The following is a 15,832-nucleotide window of genomic DNA, read 5'->3' as shown; positions in this document are numbered from 1 at the left end:
GAATCCGGAGCGGGTGCCCGCATCGGGAGACGACGTGGCGTTGCTCACGCGCCCGTCCGGCCTACCGGTCGGTCGGCGGCTCCGGAAGCAGTCCCACGACCCGGTCCCATACGGCGTCCGCGAGTTCGTCCTTGGGCCCGAACGGGACGGGCGTCTCGGCGCCGTCCGCACCGAGGAGCACGGCTTCGTTGCCGTCCGCGCCGAACGTGCGGGTCTCCCCCACCTCGTTCACGACCAGCAGGTCGCATCCCTTGCGCGCGAGCTTGGCGCGCCCGTTGGCCAGCACGTCGTCGGTCTCCGCGGCGAATCCGACGACGACCTGTCCGGCGCGCACCCGGTCGCGGGAGATCTCGGCGAGGACGTCGGGGTTCTTCACCAGCGCGATCGGGTCGGGCTCGGCGTCGGTCTTCTTGATCTTGCCGCCCGCGTAGGCGACCGGCCGGAAGTCGGCGACCGCCGCGGCCATCACGACGCAATCGGCGTCGGCGGCGGCCTTCAGCACGGCTTCGCGGAGTTCGACGGCAGTGCCGACCCGCACGACGTCGGCGCCCGCGGGGTCGGCGAGCGACACGTTCGCGGACACCAGCGTGACCCGGGCGCCGCGGGCGACCGCGGTGCGGGCCAGCGCGTACCCCTGCTTGCCGGACGAGCGGTTGCCGAGGAACCGCACCGGGTCGAGGGGTTCCCGCGTGCCGCCCGCCGACACGACGATGTGCCGCCCGGCCAGGTCGGGTTCCGCGGTGCCGCGGACGAGGGCGCGGCGTGCGGCGAGGAAGATCTCCTCGGGGTCGGGCAGCCGGCCCTTGCCGGTGTCCTTGCCGGTGAGCCGCCCGACCGCGGGTTCGAGGACGATCGCGCCGCGGCGGCGCAGCGTGGCGACGTTCTCGCGGGTCGCGGGGTGCTCCCACATCTCGGTGTGCATCGCGGGCGCGAACACGACGGGGCAGCGGGCGGTCAGGAGCGTGTTGGTCAGCAGGTCGTCGGCGATGCCGTGCGCGGCCTTGGCGAGGACGTCGGCCGTGGCTGGCGCGACGATCACCAGGTCGGCGTTCTGCCCGATGCGGACGTGCGGGACTTCGTGGACGTCGTTCCACACCTCGGTGGCGACCGGCTGCCCGGACAGCGCGGCCCACGTCGGGGCGCCGACGAACTTGAGCGCGGCCGCGGTCGGCACCACGCGCACCTCGTGCCCGGACTCGGTGAACCGGCGCAGCACGTCGCACGCCTTGTAGGCGGCGATGCCGCCGGACACGCCGAGCACCACGCGGGGACGGGGCTGACTGGTCATCGGTACGTCTCCCTGCCTGGGCGGGCGGTCTGCCTCACGGCCTTCGAGCGTAGCGACGCCGCGACAGCGCGGGCGAACCGGCGCGGCATCGGTGGCGGACGCCGGATCGTGCGGACGAGGAACTCCCGTGCGAGCAAGGCCGATTGCCGCACAAACGCCTCGGGCCCGGCCGCACCCCAACGGGGTGCGGCCGGGCCCGATCGGCGTCTGTGGCGCGTCAGCCTTCGAGGGGCTCCGCGGTCAGCATGCCGGAGTTGATCTCACGCATCGCGATCGACAGCGGCTTCTCGTGGACGTGGGTGTCCACCAGCGGGCCGACGTACTCGAGCAGGCCCTCGCCGAGCTGCGAGTAGTAGGCGTTGATCTGCCGAGCCCGCTTCGCCGCGTAGATCACCAGGCTGTACTTCGAGTCGGCGATCTCCAGAAGCTGGTCGATCGGCGGGTTGATGATTCCCTCGGGCGCGGAGGAAGAGACGGACAATGCGGGGGCCTTCCCTAACGACCCTCGACTGCCGGGATGGGACACACGGCGGTCAGGATCTCATTCGATTCAGGAAACGTTCATCAAGGCTAGCAGTTCCCGCGACACATCCTCGACGGACGTGTTCACCAGCGTCACGTCGAATTCCGATTCCGCCGCCAATTCCACCTTGGCCTGTGCCAAACGGCGCTCGATGACCTCGGGCGATTCGGTGCCGCGGCCGACCAGGCGGCGGACCAGTTCGTCCCAGGAAGGCGGGGCGAGGAAGACCAGAAGCGCGTCGGGCATGGCCCGGCGGACCTGGCGGGCGCCCTCGAGTTCGATTTCCAGCAGCGTCGGCACGCCGTCCGCCTGGCGGTCGAGGACCGGCTGGCGCGGGGTGCCGTAGCGGTTGCCCGCGAATTCGGCCCATTCGAGCAGCTCGTCGGACGCGACGAGCTTGTCGAATTGCCCGCCGTCGACGAAGTGGTACTGGACCCCGTCGACCTCGCCCGGGCGGGGAGTGCGGGTGGTCGCGGACACCGACAGCCACACATCGGGGTGGGTGCTGCGGAGATGCGCGACCACCGTGCTCTTGCCGACCCCCGAGGGGCCGGAGAGCACGGTGAGCCGGCGATGCTGCTTCGCGTCGTGCATGGTGCTTTTTTCAGTGCCTTCTGCCGGGGCCGGGGACGGCCCGGTCGGGATTACTTGCCGCCGAACTCGCGCTCCAGCGACGCGATCTGGTTCGACCCGAGGCCGCGGACGCGCCGCGTCTCGGAAATGTTGAGCTTCTCCATGAGCTGCTTGGCGCGGACCTTGCCGACGCCGGGCAGCGATTCGAGCAGAGCCGAGACCTTCATCTTGCCGATGACGTCGTTGGTCTGGCCCTCCTTGATCACCTCGTGCAAGGAGGCGTTGGAGTGCTTGAGGCGGTTCTTGACCGCGGCACGCTCCCGCCGAGCCTCAGCGGCCTTCGCGAGCGCGGCTGCGCGCTGTTCGGGGGTCAGGGGCGGAAGAGCCACGCCGTGTCACCTCGGACTTCGATACACCGGATGGTTGCTGTCCTCGGCCGCCCCCCTTCGGGCGACCGCAACTGTGGAACCTAGCTGGTCACAGCGCCCGCGGCAACGCGAAACGCTCGACCGAGTGAGCTTGTCAGGGAGCCTAGTCGGCGGAACGCGCCGCGTCGCCCGAAACCGCCGAAAAGTCAACCCCAGGGGGACTTTGCCTGACGATCGGCCGGACTGGCCGACCAGCCAGAAGGGTTTCTGCGTAACGAAAGCGACTATTGGGACAGGGGGTTTCGGTCGCGGTTCCGGTCGCGGTTTTCGTCGCGTTCCCCGGCGTCCCCGACGCGGTCAGCCCGCGACCGCGTCGCGGCATTCGCCCGCGTAGCGCGCCGCCGACTCGCGGAGCGCGTCGACGGACGGCCCGTGCCGCAGGATCTCCCGGCTGACACTCGGGACGACGTTGCGGGCAGCGGCGCCGAAGACCCGCGGGATGTCCGCGGGGGTCGCACCCTGGGCCCCGATGCCGGGCGCCAGCAGCGGCCCGTTGACGGCGAGGTCGACGCCGGTGTCGCCGAGCGTCGCACCGACCACCGCGCCGACCGAGCCGAGCGGCGCGGCGCCCGCGTTCTCGACCGCGATGTGCCGGAGCATCGCGGCGGCGACCTCGGCCCCTTCGGCGGTGACCGCGCGCTGGACCTCGGCGCCCTCGGGGTTCGAGGTGAGCGCGAGGACGAAGACGCCCGCGCCGTGCTCGGCGGCAAGGTCGAGAACCGGCCGCAGCGAGCCGAAGCCGAGGTACGGGCTGACGGTGACCGCGTCGGAGGCGAGCGGGCTGTTCTTGTCGACGTAGGCGGCGGCATATCCGGCCATCGTCGAGCCGATGTCGCCGCGCTTGGCGTCCATGATCACGAGGGCACCGGCCGCGCGGGCGTCCGCGACGGCCTGTTCGAGGACCGCGACGCCCTTGCTGCCGAACCGCTCGAAGAACGCGCTCTGCGGCTTCAGGACGGCGACCCGGTCGGCGAGCGCCTCGACCACGGTGCGGGTGAAGGTTTCCAGCCCGGCGACGTCGTCGCCGAGGCCCCAGGCCCGCAGGAGGGCGGCGTGCGGGTCGATGCCGACGCAGAGGGGGCCGCGTTCGTCCATCGCGGCGCGGAGGCGGGCGCCGAACGGCTGCACCATCGGGAGTCTCACTCTCGGGTTGAGGTTGATGAACGGGCGGGTTTTGCCCGGTTACTCGTCGTTTGTGCCGCGAGCGCGGTCGGCGCTCGTCACGGCCGTGAGTTCGGCGAGGGAGGTGTACGTGGACGTGCGGAGGCGGTCGCTCAGCTCGCGGTGGATCTTGCGGCACCAGAACGGGCCTTCGTAGATGAACCCGGTGTAGCCCTGGACGAGGGTGGCACCGGCTTCCAGGCGCTCCCAGACGTCCGCGGCGTTCTCCACGCCGCCGACCCCGACCAGCACGATCCGGCCGCCCACACGGGCACGCAGACGGCGCAGGACCTCCAGGGAGCGGGCCTTGAGGGGGGCGCCGGACAGTCCGCCCGCGCCGCACGCCTCGACCTCGGCGCCGGAGGACCGCAGGCCGTCGCGGCCGATGGTGGTGTTGGTGGCGATGATGCCGTCCAGGCCGAGTTCGAGGGCGAGGTCGGCGACCGCGTCGATGTCGTCGTCGGCGAGGTCGGGGGCGATCTTGACGAGCAGCGGGACGCGGCGTGCGGTGACGGTGCGGTCGGCGGCGTCGCGGACCGCGGCGAGCAGTGGCCGCAGGTGCTCGACGGCCTGCAGGTTTCGCAGGCCGGGGGTGTTGGGCGAGGAGACGTTGACGACGAGGTAGTCGGCGTGCCGCGCGAGCTTCTCGGTGGAGGCGACGTAGTCCGCGGCGGCTTCGGCCTCGGGGACGGCCTTGGTCTTGCCGATGTTGACGCCGAGCACGGTCGGGTGCTTCGGGCGGCGCGGGCCGCGGGCGTGCAGGCGGGCGGCGACGGCGGTGGCGCCGTCGTTGTTGAAGCCCATCCGGTTGACGACGGCGCGGTCCTCGACGAGCCGGAACAGGCGCTTCTTGGGGTTGCCCGGCTGGGCCTGTGCGGTGACCGTGCCGATTTCCACGAAGTCGAAGCCGAGGGCGCCGAGTTCGTCGATCCCGACGGCGTTCTTGTCGAAGCCGGCGGCGAGGCCGAACGGGCCGGGGAAGTCGATGCCGAAGGCGCGGACGGCCAGGGCGGGGTCGCGCGGGGCGAGGACCTTGGCGAGAGCGGTGCGGCCGCCGGGGACGCGGCCGACCGCGCGGATGGCGCCGAAGGCGAGGTGGTGGGCCTGCTCGGGGTCGAGGTTGCGCAGGACGTACTTGAAGAACAGCGGGTAGCTCATCGGTGGTCGGCTCTCTCGGCGAGGCGGGCGGGCGGGGGGCGGCGGGGGCCGGGCGTCCGGCCCGGCGTGCGGCAGCGCATGCGGCGGGGCATGCCAAGGGGTCCCCCGGTGCTTCCGGGGGACCCCTTGCCGGTCATGTCAGCTCTCGCGTGCCGCGATGAGGTGTTCGGCGTGCTCCTGGAGGGAGCGGACGCCGATGTCGCCCGCGACGAGCGCGCCGATGCCCTGGACGGCCGCGGCGAAGCCCTGCACGGTGGTGATGCTCGGGACTCCGCGGGTGACGGCCGCGGTGCGGATCTCGTAGCCGTCGAGGCGGCCGCCGGTGCCGAACGGGGTGTTGACGATGAGGTCGACCGCGCCGTCGTGGATCAGCTGGACGATGGTCGGCTCGCCGTTCGGGCCGGTGCCCTCGCTGTGCTTGCGCACGATCGTGGCGGTGACGCCGTTGCGGCGCAGCACCTCGGCGGTGCCCTGGGTGGCGAGGATCTCGAAGCCGAGGTCGACGAGCGCCTTGACCGGGAAGACCATGGAGCGCTTGTCGCGGTTGGCGACCGAGACGAACGCGCGGCCCTTGGTCGGCAGGGCGCCGTAGGCGCCGGCCTGCGACTTGGCGTAGGCGGTGCCGAAGAACGCGTCGATGCCCATGACCTCGCCGGTCGAGCGCATCTCCGGGGAGAGCACGGTGTCGACGCCGCGGCCGTGCTCGTCGCGGAAGCGGTTCCACGGGAGGACGGCTTCCTTGACGGCGATCGGCGCGTCCATCGGCAGGGTGCCGCCGTCGCCTTCGGCCGGGAGGAGGCCTTCGGCGCGGAGTTCGGCGATGGTGGCGCCGAGGGAGACGCGCGCGGCGGCCTTGGCGAGCGGTACCGCGGTCGCCTTGGAGACGAACGGCACCGTGCGGGAGGCGCGCGGGTTGGCTTCGAGGACGTAGAGGATGTCCCCGGCCAGCGCGAACTGGATGTTGATCAGGCCGCGGACGCCGACGCCTTCGGCGATGCCGCGGGTGGCGGCGCGGAGCCGCTTGATGTCGAAGCCGCCGAGGGTGATCGGCGGGAGGGCGCACGCGGAGTCGCCGGAGTGGATGCCGGCTTCCTCGATGTGCTCCATGACGCCGCCGAGGTACAGGTCTTCGCCGTCGTAGAGGGCGTCGACGTCGATCTCGATGGCGTCGTCGAGGAACCGGTCGACGAGGACCGGGTGGTCGGACACCAGCCCGGCGTTCTGCTCGAGGTAGGTGGCGAGGGATTCCTCGTCGTAGACGATCTCCATGCCGCGGCCGCCGAGGACGTACGACGGGCGGACCAGGACCGGGTAGCCGATCTCGTCGGCGATGGCCTTGGCCTCGTCGAAGGAGAACGCGGTGCCGTGCTTGGGCGCCGTCAGTCCGGCCTCGTGCAGGACGCGGCCGAAGGCGCCGCGTTCCTCGGCGAGGTGGATGGCCTCGGGCGAGGTGCCCGCGATGGGCACGCCGTTGTCCTTGAGGGCCTGGGCGAGGCCGAGCGGGGTCTGGCCGCCGAGCTGGACGAGGACGCCCGCGACGGGGCCGGCCTGCTGCTCGGCGTGCACGATCTCGAGGACGTCTTCGAGGGTGAGCGGCTCGAAGTAGAGCCGGTCCGACGTGTCGTAGTCGGTCGAGACGGTCTCGGGGTTGCAGTTGACCATGACGGTCTCGTAGCCGGCGTCGGCGAGGGCGAACGCGGCGTGCACGCACGAGTAGTCGAACTCGATGCCCTGCCCGATGCGGTTCGGCCCGGAGCCGAGGATGATCACGGCCGGACGCGACCGCTGCGCCACTTCGGTTTCCTCGTCGTAGGACGAGTAGTGGTAGGGCGTCTTCGCGGCGAACTCGGCGGCGCAGGTGTCGACCGTCTTGTAGACCGGGCGGATGCCGAGGGCGTGCCGGACCTCGCGGACGACGTCTTCGCGGAGTCCGCGGATGCCCGCGATCTGGGCGTCGGAGAAGCCGTGCCGCTTGGCGAGGCGCAGGACCTCGGGGGTGAGTTCGGTGGCGGCTTCGATCTCGCCGGCGACCTCGTGGACCAGGTAGAGCTGGTCGAGGAACCACGGGTCGATGCGGGTCGACTCGAAGAGTTCGTCGGGGGTGGCGCCCGCGCGGATGGCGTCCATGACGGTGTTGATGCGGCCGTCGGTGGGCGTCTTGGCGAGGTCGAGGAGGGTGGCCTTGTCGCCGGGCGCGCCGTGGAAGGCGAACTGCGAGCCCTTCTTCTCCAGCGACCGGAGGGCCTTCTGCAGGGCCTCGGTGAAGTTGCGGCCGATGGCCATGGCCTCGCCGACCGACTTCATCGTGGTGGTGAGGCTGGAGTCGGCGGCCGGGAACTTCTCGAACGCGAAGCGGGGGACCTTGACGACGACGTAGTCGAGCGTGGGCTCGAACGACGCGGGGGTCTCCTGCGTGATGTCGTTGGGGATCTCGTCGAGGGTGTAGCCGACGGCGAGGCGCGCGGCGATCTTGGCGATCGGGAAGCCGGTGGCCTTGGACGCGAGCGCCGACGAGCGGGACACGCGCGGGTTCATCTCGATGACGATGATGCGGCCGTCGTCGGGGTTGACCGCGAACTGGATGTTGCAGCCGCCGGTGTCGACGCCGACCTCGCGGATGACCGCGATGCCGATGTCGCGGAGCCGCTGGTATTCGCGGTCGGTGAGGGTCATGGCGGGGGCGACGGTGATCGAGTCGCCGGTGTGCACGCCCATCGGGTCGAAGTTCTCGATGGAGCAGACGACCACGACGTTGTCGTGCTTGTCGCGCATCAGCTCCAGCTCGTACTCCTTCCAGCCGAGGATGGACTCCTCGAGGAGCACCTCGGTGGTCGGGGAGAGCGCGAGGCCCTGGCCGGCGATGCGGCGCAGGTCTTCCTCGTCGTGCGCGAAGCCGGAGCCGGCGCCGCCCATGGTGAACGAGGGTCGGACGACGACGGGGTAGCCGCCGAGGGTGTCGACGCCGGCGAGGACCTCGTCCATCGTGTGGCAGATGACCGAGCGGGCGGACTCGCCGTGCCCGATCTTCTCCCGGACGCGTTCGACGACGCCCTTGAACAGGTCGCGGTCCTCGCCCTTCTGGATGGAGTCGATGTTCGCGCCGATGAGTTCGACGTTGTACTTCTCCAGGACGCCGTTCTCGCTGAGCGCGACCGCGGTGTTGAGCGCGGTCTGGCCGCCGAGGGTCGGCAGGAGGGCGTCGGGGCGCTCCTTGGCGATGATCTTCTCGACGTACTCGGGGGTGATCGGCTCGACGTACGTCGCGTCGGCCACCTCCGGGTCGGTCATGATCGTGGCCGGGTTGGAGTTGACCAGGATGACCCGCAGGCCTTCGGCCTTGAGGACCCGGCACGCCTGGGTGCCGGAGTAGTCGAACTCGGCGGCCTGGCCGATGACGATCGGGCCCGAGCCGACGACCAGGACGGACTTCAGGTCGCTGCGCTTAGGCACTCTTGGTCTCCGACTTCTTGTTCTTCGGCGTTGCGGTGTTCTCGGTGGTGGCGGTCATGAGTTCGACGAAGCGGTCGAACAGGTAGGCGGCGTCGTGCGGGCCGGCTGCCGCCTCGGGGTGGTACTGCACGCTGAACGCGGGCTTGTCGAGCAGGCCGAGGCCTTCGACGACGTTGTCGTTCAGGCACACGTGCGTGACCTCCACGCGGCCGTACGGGGTGTCGCTCACCTTGTCGAGGGGCGCGTCGACGGCGAAGCCGTGGTTGTGCGCGGTGACCTCGACCTTTCCGGTGGTGCGGTCCTGCACGGGCTGGTTGATGCCGCGGTGGCCGTACTTCAGCTTGTAGGTGCCGAAGCCGAGCGCGCGGCCGAGGATCTGGTTGCCGAAGCAGATGCCGAAGAACGGCGTGCCGCGGTCCAGGACGGCGCGGGCGACGGCGACCTGGTGGTCGGCGGTGGCGGGGTCGCCGGGGCCGTTGGAGAAGAACACGCCGTCCGGGTCGACGGCGTAGACGTCGTCGGCGGTGGCGTTGGCGGGCAGCACGTGCACCTCGATGCCGCGTTCGGCCATGCGGTGCGGGGTCATGCCCTTGATGCCGAGGTCGAGCGCGGCGACGGTGAACTTCGCCGTGCCGATCGGGACGGCTTCGCCGTCGGGGCCGATCGCCGGAACCACGTAGGGCTCCTTGGTGGCGACCTCGCCGGCCAGGTCGGCGCCGGTCATCTCGGGCGCGTTGCGGACCTTGGCGAGCAGCGTGGCGTCGTCGGCGATGGCCGCGCCGGAGAAGATGCCGACCCGCATCGCACCGCGTTCGCGCAGGTGGCGGGTGAGGGCCCGGGTGTCGATGCCGGAGATGCCCACCACGCCGTACGTGACGAGTTCCTCGTCGAGGCTGCGCTGCGCACGCCAGTTCGAGGAGCGGCGCGCGGGGTCGCGGACGACGTACCCGGACACCCAGATGCGCGAGGACTCGGGGTCCTCGTCGTTGACGCCGGTGTTGCCGACGTGCGGGGCCGTCATGACGACGACCTGGCGGTGGTACGACGGGTCGGTGAGGGTCTCCTGGTAGCCGGACATGCCGGTGGAGAACACCGCTTCTCCGAAGGTCTCCCCCACCGCGCCGTACGCGCTGCCGCGGAAGGTGCGGCCGTCCTCCAAGACGAGGACGGCTGGGCCCGCGGCCTGGGCGTTCTGTGCGGTCACTGTGCGGTGCCTTCCTTGTTCGTGCCGTTCGGGGCCGGTACGTCGCCCGCCACGAGGCGGTTGACGGCGTCGACCCATGCGTCGTGTTCCGCGGCGTGGTCGCTGCGGAAGCCGGAGTCCAGCTGCGCGTCGCCGAGCTTCCAGGTCACGACCAGCAGGCCGCCTTCGGGCAGCACCTTGCCGGCCATGGCCTTCTCGAAGCGGGCCTCGACCAGGTCCCCGGCGGGGATGAAGAATCCTGCCGCGGCGGGGCGGTCCACCCGCAAGCCTTTTTCGGTGAGGGTGAGGTCCGCGGCGCTGCGCGTGCCGAGGCCGTGCGCGACGATCCGGTTCAGCCACTGCCCGGCGACGGTGCTGCCGAAGTAGCGGCCGGCCAGCTCCGGCAGCAGGGGCGTCCCCGTTTCGGCGGGGGCCTCGGCGGGCGCGGGCAGGTCCGCCTGGCGGCGGGCCCGCTTCTGCCAGGCGCGCCACATCAGGAAGTACAGGCCGAGGATGAGCACCGCGAAGATGCCGACCCAGAGCAGGTAACCGCTCCAGTCGGACACGTTCGCGGACTTCTTCTCGACCGCGTCTTCCGCAGCGGCCAGGATGCGAGTGTTCACGCGAGCTTCCCGTCGATCACCGTCGGTACGCCGCGCAGGAAGGTCGCCACCACGCGGCCGGGGAGTTCCATGCCGGCGTAGGGGGTGTTCGCGCTCCGCGAGGCGAGTTCTGACGGTTCGACGGTACGCCGTGCCGCGGGGTCGACGAGAACCAGGTTGGCGGGCTCGCCGACGGCGATGGGGCGGCCGTGGCCGTCGAGGCGGCCGATGCGTGCGGGGCGTGCGGACATGCGGTCGGCGACGCCGGCCCAGTCCATCAGGCCGGTGTCGACCATGGTCTGCTGCACGATGCCGAGGGCGGTCTCGAGGCCGAGCATGCCCATGGCCGCGACGGCCCACTCGCAGTCCTTGTCCTCGGACGGGTGCGGGGCGTGGTCGGTGGCGACGGCGTCGATGGTGCCGTCGGCGAGGCCTTCGCGGAGCGCGGCGACGTCGGCGGCGGTGCGCAGCGGCGGGTTGACCTTGTAGACGGGGTCGTAGGAGCGGACCAGCTCGTCGGTGAGGAGGAGGTGGTGCGGGGTGACCTCGGCGGTGACGTCCCAGCCCTTGGACTTGGCCCAGCGGATGATCTCGACGGAGCCGGCCGTGGAGACGTGGCAGACGTGCAGGCGGGAGCCGACGTGTGCGGTGAGGAGGACGTCGCGGGCGATGATCGCTTCTTCGGCGACGGCGGGCCAGCCGCGGAGGCCGAGGACGCCGGAGACGGTGCCCTCGTTCATCTGGGCGCCTTCGGTGAGGCGGGGCTCCTGGGCGTGCTGGGCGACGACGCCGTCGAAGGCCTTCACGTATTCGAGGGCGCGGCGCATGATGACGGCGTCGTGGACGCACTTGCCGTCGTCGGAGAAGACCTTCACGTTGGCGGCGGAGTCGTGCATGGCGCCGAGTTCGGCGAGGCGTTCGCCGTTGAGGCCGACGGTGACGGCGCCGACGGGGTGGACGTCGCAGCGGCCGGCTTCCTGACCGAGGCGCCAGACCTGCTCGACGACGCCGGCGGTGTCGGCGACCGGGTCGGTGTTGGCCATGGCGTGCACGGCGGTGTAGCCGCCGAGGGCGGCGGCGCGGGTGCCGGTCTCGACGGTCTCGGCGTCTTCGCGGCCGGGCTCGCGCAGGTGCGTGTGCAGGTCGACGAGGCCGGGCAGCAGGATGTGGCCTTCGGCGTCGATGATCTGCACGGCGTCGGCGGGCTCGAGGCCGTGCCCGGTTTCGGCGATCTCGGCAATACGGCCGTCGGAGATGAGCACGTCCTGTGCGGCGCCGCCAAGGACCTTGGCGTTCTTGATCAGGTACGTGCTCACTTCGCGGACTCCTCGGTCGTGGTGATGGCGGGCTCGGATCCGCCGAGCAGCAGGTACAGGACGGCCATGCGGACGCTGACGCCGTTGGTGACCTGCTCGACGATGGTCGAGCGGGTCGAGTCGGCGACCTCGGCGGCGATTTCCATGCCGCGGTTCATCGGGCCGGGGTGCATGACGATGGCGTGCTCGGGGAGCGCGTCCATGCGCTTGCGGTCCAGGCCGTAGCGGCGGGAGTACTCGCGCTCGGTCGGGAAGTAGGAGGCGTTCATGCGTTCGCGCTGGACGCGCAGCATCATGACCGCGTCGGACTTGGCCAGGACCGCGTCCAGGTCGTAGGACACCCGGCACGGCCAGGTCTCGATGCCGATCGGCAGCAGCGTCGGCGGGGCGACCAGGGTGACCTCGGCGCCGAGGGTGGCGAGCAGCAGCACGTTGGAGCGTGCGACGCGGCTGTGCAGCACGTCGCCGACGACGGTGATCTTGCGCCCGTCCAGGTCTCCCTTGCCCGCGTTGAGGTGGCGGCGCATGGTGAACGCGTCGAGGAGGGCCTGGGTGGGGTGCTCGTGGGTGCCGTCGCCGGCGTTGACGACGGAGCCGCGCAGCCAGCCGGAGTTGGCGAGGGTGTGCGGCGCGCCGGAGGCGTGGTGCCGGATGACGACCGCGTCGGCGCCCATCGCCTGGAGGGTCAGTGCGGTGTCCTTGAGGCTTTCGCCTTTGGAGACCGAGGAGCCCTTGGCGGAGAAGTTGATGACGTCCGCGGAGAGCCGCTTGGCGGCCGCTTCGAAGGAGATCCGGGTGCGGGTGGAGTCCTCGAAGAACAGGTTGACGACGGTGCGCCCGCGCAGGGTGGGGAGCTTCTTGATGGGGCGTTCCGCGATGTGCGCGAGTTCCTCGGCGGTGTCGAGGATCAGGAGCGCGTCGTCGCGGGTCAGGTCGGCGGCCGAGATGAGGTGACGCTTCACGCTGCTACTTCGCTTCCGGGGTGGATGCCGGGTCGCCTGGCGGACCGGCCTGGGCGGTGTCTCCGCGGGTGCCGAGGAGGACCGCGTCGCGGCCGTCGTGCTCTTCGAGGAGCACCTGCACCTTTTCGCGCTGCGAGGTGGGCAGGTTCTTGCCCACGTAGTCGGCGCGGATGGGGAGTTCGCGGTGGCCGCGGTCGACGAGGACGGCGAGCTGCACGGCGCGCGGCCGTCCGATGTCGTTCAGCGCGTCGAGCGCGGCGCGGATGGTGCGGCCGGAGAACAGCACGTCGTCGACGAGGACGACGAGCTTGCCGTCGATGCCGTCCGCGGGGATCTCGGTGCGCTCGAGCGCGCGGGCGGGCCGCAGCCGCAGGTCGTCGCGGTACATCGTGATGTCGAGGGCGCCGACCGGGATCGTGATGCCTTCGATGGATTCGAGGCGGGCGGCGAGGCGCCGGGCGAGCGCGACGCCGCGGGTCGGGATGCCGAGGAGGACCACGTCGTCGGCGCCCTTGGCGCGTTCGACGATCTCGTGGGCGACGCGGGTGAGCACCCGGGCGATATCGGGGGCCTCCAGGACCGCCCGGGCGGACGCCGGGTCCAGGTCGCCGGGGCGGGGGCTCGGCGGGAGCCCCGGAGTGGGTACTGCGTTGGTCATGCGGAAGCAGACCTCCTTCCCCGTCTCACGGGACGGGCTTTAAAGGACGTCGGGTAACGCCCCTCAGACTACCAGGACGATGATCTCTCCCATTTGCACGGTTCTTCCAACCGGACGGCCTGTACGCAGCGCTGCCGAAAGGCCCGTGGACGAGGGCCGGACGTACCGGTTAGGCCGTTCGGCTTGACGGCCCCAAATCACTCTGCGTAACCTCACAATGAGTGACCACCGGGCGAAACGCGACACTCGCGACCTGTCGACCCCCGAAGCGGGCCGGCATCCGGGTCGGCAGCGGAATCCGCGGCCGGGTCCGAGCGGGAATCGCGGAGCGCGGCGGTGGCCCTCCCCCATCGGCTCGACAGGGAACCGGTGGGCCTTCACGGTCAGTCACCTGTTTTGGGAGCCAGATGTCCAGCGACTACGCCAAGCAGCTCGGGGCGAAACTCCGCGCCATCCGTACCCAGCAGGGCCTTTCCCTGCACGGCGTCGAAGAGAAGTCCCAAGGGCGCTGGAAGGCCGTCGTCGTCGGGTCGTACGAGCGCGGCGACCGCGCCGTCACGGTCCAGCGCCTCGCCGAACTCGCCGACTTCTACGGCGTTCCGGTGCAGGAACTGCTGCCCGGCGGCACACCGAACGGCGCCGCCGAGCCGCCGCCGCGCCTCGTCCTCGACCTCGAGCGCCTCTCGCAGGTCCCGTCCGACAAGGCGGGCCCGCTGCAGCGCTACGCCGCGACGATCCAGAGCCAGCGCGGCGACTACAACGGCAAGGTGCTGTCGATCCGCCAGGACGACCTGCGCACGCTGGCCGTGATCTACGACCAGTCGCCGAGTGTGCTCACCGAGCAGCTCATCAGCTGGGGCGTCCTCAACCCCGAGGCCCGCCGCGCCGTGGACACCACCGCGGGCGCCTGACCACACAGCTGACGCAGCGTCACAAAACCGTGGGGCCCGGAGAGTTCGCGAACTCTCCGGGCCCCACGGCAGTTGTTCACAGGGCGTGTAGCCGACCGTCCGCATAACGGACGACGCGGACCGGGGGACGGTCCGATGCGCTACGCGCCCGCTTCGGCGTTCGCCTTCGCCGTGTCGTAGCGCTGCTGGGCAGCCAGCACGCCGGCCATATTGCCCTCGACGAACCCGATCAGCTCCTGGAGGCGTTCGACGACGCCGGAGCCGAACTCGGTGAGCCGGTATTCGACGTTCGGCGGGATCGCCTGCTTGACCTCGCGGACGACCAGGCCGTCGCGCTCCAGCGCGTGCAGGGCTTGGGCGAGCATCTTTTCGCTGATCCCGTCGACACGGCGGCGCAGCGCGTTGAAGCGCAGGTCGCCGTCGGCGAGCGCGACGAGCACGAGGCCGCCCCAGCGGCCGGTGACGTGCTCCATGGTCGGGCGCGACGGGCAGCCGCGGGCGAATACGTCGAAGACGACCTCTTCGAGGCCGTCGTCCTCAGCGGTCGGGGTGGTCTTCGCGGTCGTCATGGTGTTCACGGTACCTCCACCGCACTGCAATCACGAGTGCACTGCTCTCAAGGTTGCACTTTCCAAAAGTTAGTGCCAACGTTGTGGCCAGTGCTGCGCCGCTCGGCGCCGCGTTCCTTTCCCGGAGGAGAACCCTGTGATCGTCGTTACCGGAGCCACCGGACGTCTCGGCCACCTCACCGTCGAGAGCCTGCTCGCACGCGGCGTGGCGGCCGCGGAGATCGCCGTCGCGGTGCGCGGTCCCGAGCGGGCCGCGGATCTCGCGGCGCGCGGCGTGGCCGTCCGCGAGGGCGACTACGACCGTCCCGACACGCTGGCCGCGGCCTTCGCGGGCGCGGACACCCTGGTGCTGGTGTCGGCGAACGCGCCGGACAACGCGCTGCGGATCGGGCAGCACCGTGCGGCCGTCGCCGCGGCGCAGCAGGCGCGCGTGGGGCGGATCGTCTACACGTCCATCGCCGAGGCGGACACCAACCCGCTGTCGCTGGCGACGGTGCACAAGGCGACGGAGGAGCTGATCCGCGCGACCGGCATCCCGTTCGTGTTCCTGCGCAACAGCTGGTACTTCGAGAACTACACGGCGGGGATCCCGGACGCGCTCGGCCGCGGCGGCCTGGTCGGCACGGCGGCGGAGGGCCGGATCGCGGCCGCGTCGATCGCGGACTTCGCGGAGGCCGCGGCGGTCGTGGCGGCGGGCACCGGGCACGATGGGAAGGCGTACGAGCTGACCGGGGACGCCTCGTGGACGCTCGGCGAGCTCGCCGCGGAGGTCGCGAAGCAGACCGGCAAGCCGTTCGCCTACACCGACCTGCCGGCCGAGGACTACGCCGCGGTCCTCACCGGCGCGGGCCTGCCCGCCGGGCTGGTGGACATGCTGACGGACGCCGAGGTGCACACCCGCGGCGGCGCGCTGGCGCTGGTGAGCGCGGACCTGCGGTCGCTGATCGGGCGTCCGACCACGACGCTGTCCGGGGCGGTCACGGAGGCGCTGAAGAGCGTGTGAGCGGCGCGCCTTCGGGCACGGTCAGCACGGAAGGCCCCGTCCGCACC

The 15,832-nt window shown here is 71.3% G+C and carries 15 protein-coding genes; 2 read left to right on the top strand and 13 right to left on the bottom strand.

Annotation, left to right across the window (positions count from 1 at the left end; all coding sequences use genetic code 11):
* Positions 1 to 61: 61 nt before the first annotated feature.
* From coaBC to pyrR, 12 genes are all read right to left on the bottom strand, one after another.
* On the bottom strand, positions 62 to 1,288 hold the full coding sequence (coaBC, locus tag ABEA93_RS24660) for a bifunctional phosphopantothenoylcysteine decarboxylase/phosphopantothenate--cysteine ligase CoaBC (protein WP_345677925.1): 1,227 nt from the start codon (positions 1,286 to 1,288) through the stop codon (positions 62 to 64).
* A gap of 217 nt (positions 1,289 to 1,505) precedes the next feature.
* Positions 1,506 to 1,769, bottom strand: a complete 264-nt coding sequence (gene rpoZ / locus ABEA93_RS24655; RefSeq protein WP_345677924.1) for a DNA-directed RNA polymerase subunit omega — start codon at positions 1,767 to 1,769, stop codon at positions 1,506 to 1,508.
* Between the two features lie 69 nt (positions 1,770 to 1,838).
* A complete protein-coding gene (gene gmk, locus ABEA93_RS24650; protein WP_345677923.1) occupies positions 1,839 to 2,405 on the bottom strand; it encodes a guanylate kinase in 567 nt (188 codons plus the stop codon).
* A 50-nt stretch (positions 2,406 to 2,455) separates the two neighbouring features.
* Positions 2,456 to 2,773 (bottom strand): integration host factor, actinobacterial type, encoded by a 318-nt coding sequence (gene mihF / locus ABEA93_RS24645; protein WP_345677922.1) that lies wholly within the window; start codon positions 2,771 to 2,773, stop codon positions 2,456 to 2,458.
* Between the two features lie 336 nt (positions 2,774 to 3,109).
* Positions 3,110 to 3,943: an orotidine-5'-phosphate decarboxylase gene (gene pyrF / locus ABEA93_RS24640; RefSeq protein ID WP_345677921.1), complete on the bottom strand. Its 834-nt coding sequence runs from the start codon at positions 3,941 to 3,943 to the stop codon at positions 3,110 to 3,112.
* A gap of 51 nt (positions 3,944 to 3,994) precedes the next feature.
* Positions 3,995 to 5,131, bottom strand: coding sequence for a quinone-dependent dihydroorotate dehydrogenase (locus tag ABEA93_RS24635; RefSeq protein WP_345677920.1), 1,137 nt, complete (start codon positions 5,129 to 5,131; stop codon positions 3,995 to 3,997).
* A gap of 138 nt (positions 5,132 to 5,269) precedes the next feature.
* Positions 5,270 to 8,581, bottom strand: coding sequence for a carbamoyl-phosphate synthase large subunit (carB, locus tag ABEA93_RS24630; RefSeq protein WP_345677918.1), 3,312 nt, complete (start codon positions 8,579 to 8,581; stop codon positions 5,270 to 5,272).
* Positions 8,574 to 9,785 (bottom strand): glutamine-hydrolyzing carbamoyl-phosphate synthase small subunit, encoded by a 1,212-nt coding sequence (gene carA, locus ABEA93_RS24625; protein ID WP_345677916.1) that lies wholly within the window; start codon positions 9,783 to 9,785, stop codon positions 8,574 to 8,576. The genes carB and carA overlap by 8 nt, the downstream gene beginning before the upstream one ends.
* Positions 9,782 to 10,387 carry a PH-like domain-containing protein gene (locus ABEA93_RS24620; RefSeq protein WP_345677915.1) on the bottom strand — a complete coding sequence of 202 codons (606 nt, stop codon included), beginning with the start codon at positions 10,385 to 10,387 and terminating at the stop codon, positions 9,782 to 9,784. The genes carA and ABEA93_RS24620 overlap by 4 nt, the downstream gene beginning before the upstream one ends.
* Positions 10,384 to 11,682 (bottom strand): dihydroorotase, encoded by a 1,299-nt coding sequence (locus tag ABEA93_RS24615; RefSeq protein WP_345677914.1) that lies wholly within the window; start codon positions 11,680 to 11,682, stop codon positions 10,384 to 10,386. Before ABEA93_RS24615 ends, ABEA93_RS24620 begins: the two co-directional genes overlap by 4 nt.
* On the bottom strand, positions 11,679 to 12,644 hold the full coding sequence (locus tag ABEA93_RS24610) for an aspartate carbamoyltransferase catalytic subunit (RefSeq protein WP_345677913.1): 966 nt from the start codon (positions 12,642 to 12,644) through the stop codon (positions 11,679 to 11,681). Before ABEA93_RS24610 ends, ABEA93_RS24615 begins: the two co-directional genes overlap by 4 nt.
* 4 nt (positions 12,645 to 12,648) lie before the next feature.
* The gene (gene pyrR, locus ABEA93_RS24605) at positions 12,649 to 13,302 is read right to left on the bottom strand and encodes a bifunctional pyr operon transcriptional regulator/uracil phosphoribosyltransferase PyrR (RefSeq protein ID WP_345677912.1); all 654 of its coding nucleotides are present in this window, start codon (positions 13,300 to 13,302) and stop codon (positions 12,649 to 12,651) included.
* Positions 13,303 to 13,709: 407 nt separating this feature from the next.
* Between pyrR and bldD the strand changes: the two genes are divergently transcribed.
* Positions 13,710 to 14,213, top strand: a complete 504-nt coding sequence (bldD, locus tag ABEA93_RS24600; protein ID WP_345677911.1) for a transcriptional regulator BldD — start codon at positions 13,710 to 13,712, stop codon at positions 14,211 to 14,213.
* 140 nt (positions 14,214 to 14,353) lie between these two features.
* On the opposite strand, the gene ABEA93_RS24595 is transcribed toward bldD, so the two are convergent.
* Positions 14,354 to 14,782 carry a winged helix-turn-helix transcriptional regulator gene (locus tag ABEA93_RS24595; RefSeq protein WP_345677910.1) on the bottom strand — a complete coding sequence of 143 codons (429 nt, stop codon included), beginning with the start codon at positions 14,780 to 14,782 and terminating at the stop codon, positions 14,354 to 14,356.
* 136 nt (positions 14,783 to 14,918) lie between these two features.
* On the opposite strand from ABEA93_RS24595, the gene ABEA93_RS24590 reads away from it, so the two are divergent.
* A complete protein-coding gene (locus ABEA93_RS24590) occupies positions 14,919 to 15,785 on the top strand; it encodes an NAD(P)H-binding protein (protein WP_345677909.1) in 867 nt (288 codons plus the stop codon).
* The last annotated feature ends 47 nt before the right edge of the window (positions 15,786 to 15,832 follow it).

The sequence above is a fragment of the Yinghuangia aomiensis genome, assembly GCF_039542225.1.
Classification (GTDB): domain Bacteria; phylum Actinomycetota; class Actinomycetes; order Streptomycetales; family Streptomycetaceae; genus Yinghuangia; species Yinghuangia aomiensis.
This window is presented reverse-complemented; position numbering and strand designations above follow the sequence as displayed.